3 protein-coding genes are annotated in these 4,612 nt (G+C 31.0%); 2 read left to right on the top strand and 1 reads right to left on the bottom strand.

What is annotated here, in order from left to right; all coding sequences use genetic code 11:
- The first annotated feature begins 191 nt into the window (after positions 1-191).
- Positions 192-737 carry a GNAT family N-acetyltransferase gene (locus tag ABX784_RS15525; RefSeq protein ID WP_372655976.1) on the top strand — a complete coding sequence of 182 codons (546 nt, stop codon included), beginning with the start codon at positions 192-194 and terminating at the stop codon, positions 735-737.
- On the opposite strand, the gene ABX784_RS15520 is transcribed toward ABX784_RS15525, so the two are convergent.
- A complete protein-coding gene (locus ABX784_RS15520) occupies positions 734-2,167 on the bottom strand; it encodes a lipopolysaccharide biosynthesis protein (RefSeq protein ID WP_372655975.1) in 1,434 nt (477 codons plus the stop codon). The genes ABX784_RS15525 and ABX784_RS15520 overlap by 4 nt on opposite strands.
- Positions 2,168-2,181: 14 nt before the next feature.
- Here ABX784_RS15520 and ABX784_RS15515 point away from each other — a divergent pair.
- The coding region (locus ABX784_RS15515; protein WP_372655974.1) for an AMP-binding protein at positions 2,182-4,612 on the top strand (2,431 nt) is incomplete at its 3' end.

The raw sequence follows: 4,612 nt of genomic DNA, 5'->3' as shown, positions 1-4,612 counted from the left end.
TGCAACATTTAGAAAACCACCTTGAAATGCTAATAATGCCCACGTAAATCTATTTTTTGGATGTAAGATTGTATCTATCATTTTATGCCCTTTTAGGATTAAGTATATCCTATACCTTATGCATATTTTAATGCAATTTGATCTACGTCATGTGATATTTTATACTCTAGTTCGTATAATCGGGGGAAGTGATGATTTTAGAAACAGAAAGACTAATTCTTCGCCAATGGAAGGAAGAAGATAGAGAGCCTTTTGCCTCATTAAATAGTGACAAAGAAACAATGAGTTTCTTTCCCTCAACGTACTCTCGAGAAGTTAGCGATATGCTTATTGATAGAGAAACAGAAAGAATCAAAAAAAATGATATTGGACTTTTAGCAGTAGAAGTCAAAGAAACAGGAGAGTTTCTAGGTTTTATTGGATTGGCTCGTCCTAGCTATGAAACACACTTTACTCCTTGTACCGAAATTGGCTGGAGACTAAATCGTCAGTCCTGGGGACAAGGCTATGCAACAGAAGGTGCATTGGAAGTTATACGGTTCGCATTTGAAGAGTTAGGATTGCAAGAAATTGTATCATTTACTTCAAAATTAAATTTAGCATCAATTAGAGTTATGGAAAAGATAGGTATGAATAGAGATATCTCTGGTGAGTTTGATCATCCTTTTCTTGATGAAGGACATAAGCTAAGACGGCATGTGCTATACAGAATAAAGAATAACACTTTACCTATTTAACTAGTTTCTTTGTCTCTAAAAAAACGATGCCTGATGTAGAATAAGAGCGAATATAGTAAGCAATAAGCAATCCCTGAAGTTATAATTGTATTAGTTAGCATACTTTGAAAGCTAAGAACTAAAAATAAACACACTAGTGAAAAGAATGTGTATATGAAAAGTTCTAAGTATGGGATAGACAGAAATAGATTTATTGTTTTTGTTCCCGAGTAAAATATATAGAGTCTATAAAGTATTTTTCCAAGTAAACTAATTGTTAGAACTTCTGTTTGATTTAAATACGGTCCTGTAATAAAAAGTACTGTTAAGTATATCAATAGTATCTGAACTGATTTAAGGAGTATCGATTTTGTATTATTAGAAGATCTTTGAATACTATCATATGGGATAATTGGAAGTAGGTAAGTAATAGAAAATAATTGTAGATATTTACCCGCATCCTGAAACTTTTCACCGTAAAGAAATGTAATGATCTGATCAGAGAAAAAGAAAGTAAAGATAGCAATCGGAATCATCAAACTTGATGTACGATTTATATACCACTTAATCAGTGAGTTCACACTTTCTATATCTCTTGAATAAATGTAGTTGGTTAACCTCGGAATTAAGTTCTTTTGAAATGAAGTTTCTAGAATGAGAATAGGAGGAAATACTAGACAGCCAACAGCGTAGAAAGCGTAGTCCTCAACAGTAAAAAACTTGATTAGAAATAAATGATCAACACGTTCTATAAAATAAAATACAAATGCAGAGAAAGAAAGTGGCAGAGAATAAGAGACTGCCTTGATTAAGTGGGAACCGGAGAAGTTTACTCCAATAATATTGTATTTAATCCCCATTATGATAGAGAAAACAAAGCAAGTAATATTATAGAAAAAGTAAAATATAAAAAGCGTATTGAGGTCATAAAAATATGCAGTAAATATAAATCCTAAAACTTTTATGATTTCAAATATTAAGTATAATATTGATCCTTTGAAAGTTTCTCCTTTTGCTATTAAATATTCGGAAAAGTATGCCGTTGGGCAACTTATAATTCCAATAATTATCAAGAAAAATTTAGTTTTAAGCTCGAATTCATCCAGTACTTGAGTGAATGAAACAACAAGAATAGATAGAATAAAAAAACATAACCCTAGAATGACTTGAAGGGCATAGTTTGCTTTTATCATTTTTGAAATATCATTTTTTTGATTAAGCCAGTAATACAAGGAGTTGAGAGGTCCTCCTGACATGCTCATGAAAGGTATAAAAAGTAAAATTGTAAAGAAGGTTTTATAAAGGCCATAATCTTCTACTGATAAGATTCTCACCAGTACCATTGGGAGACAGAAAGTAATAATACTATTTAATAGACCAAAAGATACCAGTATCCAGTGGGGATGATTTTTTACCTTCTCTAGAGTTAATGTACTAAAATTCATTTTCATTATATAAATATATCATGGTAAATAAAAAATACATTATCTTAAAAGTTCGTGAAATTATTTCTTCTGAACTTTCTTTAAGTGACATGAATCCTGAATTGAACTTCTTTGATCATGGTGGAGATTCTGTTAGGGCCATTAGTATATGTGATAGATTGAAGTCTCAATTTTCTATTGATATTGAGCTTCATGATTTTTTTGAGTTCCAAGCAATTAAAGACATAGAATCTAGAGTCATATCATACACTTTGGAGAAAATTGAATCTACTAAAGATGAAGTTAAGAATGAACTGAGTAATGATAGTTTATTACTCACAAGTGGGCAGAAACAAATCTTTAACTATTGTTCATTAAATTCAAAGTCTACTTCAAATATAATAAGTACGGCCCTTGTTATTAATAAAAGATTCAGTGAAAGCGAATTAAAGAATAAATTAAATGATATTTTAAATAGTAATGATATATTTAAACGTAGACTAACTAGACAAGGTAATCATCTCCTCTTTGAGAGAAAAGAGAATCACAATATTAAGTTGATTGTTCATAATATTAGCTACTCTGAAGCTATTGAGTATGTTGAAGAAGATGTCGCCAGAGAAATGCCATTGTTTGGTGATGAGTTGTATGAGTTTCAAGTTTTTGTGACTGGTGAAGACTCATATATCTTCTATTCAAGGTTTCATCACATAATCATTGATGGACTAAGTAACGTTCAATTCTTTTTTAATCTTTTTTCTCCATCTATTAAGAAAGCGACTAAAGACTTTGACCAATATTATTTTTATGAAGAAAAATATCTCCAGAGTGACTCCTATAAAGACTCTCTAAATGTGTGGGGAGAAAAGATTTCATCCTATAGGGGAGATTTAGAAAATTCTAAAATTTTACCTAAGAAAATAAATAATCAAAGTGTTGTGTACAGAGTGAAGTATGATGACCAATTGATAAGTAAGATTGATGCTCTAAATCTAGTGCCTAATACTTCTTTCTTCCAAAAGACATTATTTATTATGAGCCTCTCTCTTGCAAAAGTTTTAAATAAGGACTTTCAGTCGATTGGTATCTCAACGCATGGTAGATCAAATTTAAAGTTCTTAAGAACTTTAGGGAATTTCACTAATACGTTACCTCTTCTTCTTAAGTATTCCGGTAAAGATACAATAGAACAATCTTTTTTACACTTTTTAGAAGAGTTTAATTTTCTCACTAAGAATCAAAAGATGCCACTCTTAGAAGTTGTTAAAGAAGAATCTAAAAATTCAAACTTTAGTTTATTTAATATGATATTTTCATATTTAGACTTAACAGACATATACAATAGATTAGATGAACTTGGTGTAAATATATTAGAAATTGATAGGAAATATTCACACACAGATTTAGATATGTATGTAACTAAAGTCAAAAAAGAACTGTTCTTTTGTTTTGAATTTAATGAAGACTTTATAAATTTGAAAGAAGTGAAAGACCTAGTTGAAAACTTTGTTGATATTCTTAGTTCAATAACTTCGGGGCAATGTAATACCACACTAGGGTCCCTCGTTCCTTCCCTTAAGAAAAGTGATAAGAAATCTATTCTACACGGAGATATCTCTTCTAGTGTTCCTCATTTTCTTGACTTCATTACTAACTCTCATTTGTCTGATAAGATAGCGATCAAATCTGACCAAGGAAGTATTAGTTATAGAGATTTAATAAGGCGAGCCTATCAAGTTAGGAATAGTTTACGTTCTCTTGGAATAACCTCTAATGAGAGAGTTGCAATCTACCAAGAAAGAAGTATTGATTATATAGTATCGATGCTTGGGTGTATGTACAATGGTAATCCATATATACCTCTAGACATTGGTTATCCTGAAGAAAGAACAAAGTTTATTTTAGAAGACTCAAAGGCAAAGGTGATAATTACTTCCAAACACTTGTCTAAAGTAAGCACTGACGTTGAGTCATTATACTTTGAGAATATTTTGAAAGAAGGTTATAGGACTGTGTCAAGTTCTGTAATAAATCAAAGTTCAGTATGCTATATTCTCTATACGTCAGGTAGTACTGGAAATCCAAAAGGTGTAGAAGTTACCTTTTCAAATTTAAATAATTTTTTATTCTCTATGGCATCTACTCCAGAGATGTCTTCAGATGATACTTTACTCGCAGTTACAACATTTTGTTTTGATATTTCTTTTTTAGAAATATTTCTTCCTCTCTATTGTAAATCAAGTTTATATTTAGCTTCTTCATCTGAATCGAAAGATAGCCAGAAGATCATTAATATCATTTCTAAAGAAGAGATCACTGTTATGCAGGCTACCCCTGTTACGTGGTCTTTACTTATAAAGTCTGGCTGGAAGGGAAGTCAAAGTCTAAAGGCGCTTTGTGGAGGGGAGAAGCTAGATTATTCTTTAGCACAAAATATCTTATCTAGAGTCGATTCTCTATGGAATATGTATG

It is taken from the genome of Halobacteriovorax sp., assembly GCF_041587335.1.
Taxonomy (GTDB): domain Bacteria; phylum Bdellovibrionota; class Bacteriovoracia; order Bacteriovoracales; family Bacteriovoracaceae; genus Halobacteriovorax.
This window is presented reverse-complemented; position numbering and strand designations above follow the sequence as displayed.